The following is a 1,795-nucleotide window of genomic DNA, read 5'->3' on the forward strand; positions in this document are numbered from 1 at the left end:
CCTCAAAAGAGCCGTTATTGTCTGCCTCTTGCGCGTACTGCACGAATTTTTCGGCGAGCGGTGCCAGGTCGGTGTTGCTGCCGTCGGCGTTGCCTTTGGCGAGCAGTTCGCCGAGGTCGGTGAATGCCTTGCCGGGATTTTTCGCGTGGACTTCGTCAAAGAGGGCGGCGACGCCGCTGTAGTCCAGTTGCAGTTTGCCTTCTTCGTTCATGCCGAAGCGGATGGCGTTGAGGTAGGGTTTGAGGCGGGTCTGGAAGAGCAGACCGTCGTAGAGGTTGTCGGCAAGGTTGGCGTAGGTTTTTTCGATGGTGTCGAGGGTGTGTTGCGCCTGTGCCTTGGTGCCGTAGTAGAGGTGGGTGGAATCGGTGCCGGTGAAGGCGTCGAGAATGGCGATTTTCTCGCGCAGTGCCGCTTTCTTTTTCTGCTCCGGGTCTTCGATGCCAAGCAGCGTCCATACATCGGGGCCTTCTATCGTTCCCAGTGCCTGGAGTTCGCCCGGTGTGAGCATGATGGCGTTGCCCTTGCCGCTGCTTGCCATGACGAAATCTTTTGAAGCCGCTTCCAGCACGCCTTCAGTGGTAAAGCGTTTGTCGGTACCTGCCCAGGCGCGCAGGAGCTGGTCGCGCAGCGCCAGTTGTTCTTCCTTGGTTTGCGCGTTGGCATAGGCTTGCAGGGCGGCGGCGACATCGGGCGATTGTGCCGCCGCTTCGCGCAGGTCGCGCACGCGACCGCTGCCGCGCAGGTTCGGCGCCTGCTGCTGTTCGTCGGTAAGAGGCACGCTGTCGCTGAAGCGGCTGTGGAAAGGGTCGGCGGCGAGGTTGAGGTCGCCCATCTGTTTTTCGTTGCCGTCGCTGTCGGTGTAAGTGCCTTCTTCGGCGAGACTGTTGCCGTTGCCCAAATCGCGGTCAGTATTCTTGTTGGCGAGGTTGAGCGCCTTGACCTTTGCCTCATTGAGGGTGAGCAGTTCGTCCTCTTGGCTGATGCCGTCCTGGTTGAGGTCGCGCCAAACGCGCAGCTTGGCAAAGGCACTGTCGGCAGCATCTACTTTGCCGTCGCCATTGTCATCCAGTTCTGCCAACGCCTGATAGCCATTGGCGGCACGCTCGCCGTTTTTCAGCGGGGTATTGTCGCCGAAAAGCTCGTCGCCGTCATTGACGACGCCGTCGCCATTGCGGTCATAAACGAGGAAGCCGTCATCCTTGCCCACCCAGCCGGTAGCGGTGCGGATACCGTCATTGCTGTGGTCAAAGAGCGCGCCTTTATGGCCGTTGCTGGCGAGGGTTTCGATGCCGTCGCCGTCCAAATCAAGGGTGAGGGGATCGTAAACTTTGGCAATGGCTTCTCTAAAAAGGTCGTACCAAGCGCCACTCGCAAGATTGGTTACCCATAGAGACGGGTCAAGCATTGATGCAGCAAAAATGTTTCCAAAATCATTTATAGAGGAAGATAGGTCTATAGTTGTCGTCTCGCCTTTCTTTAGCTCGCCATCTTCAACGCTATAATCTGTTCTTTTAATCGTGTTATCTTTGGTAAAATTAGAAAAATCCAGTTCTGTTACATGATTAACACCAGGATATTGCCCTGGAGTTGGTTTAAGTTTATCAAAGTCGTATATGGCAGTGGTGTTATTAGAAGACACTGATATTCTTGAAAAATAACCTGTTTCGGGATCCCCGTAAGCAGCTATAACGTTACCATTGATAGATATAAACTTAAATTCTTTAACACCTTTGTTAGTATCATTATCGGTAATAGATAACCTTCCCAAAGGATGCCCATCAGGATTTTTTTTTGT

General features: G+C 54.2%; 1 pseudogene. It reads right to left on the minus strand.

What is annotated here, in order from left to right:
• A pseudogene (locus Q0349_RS07790) lies at positions 1-1,405 on the minus strand (hypothetical protein); the annotation flags it as partial.
• Positions 1,406-1,795 lie beyond the last annotated feature (390 nt).

Origin of the sequence: uncultured Cardiobacterium sp. (genome assembly GCF_938028185.1) — a bacterium.
Classification (GTDB): Bacteria; Pseudomonadota; Gammaproteobacteria; order Cardiobacteriales; family Cardiobacteriaceae; genus Cardiobacterium.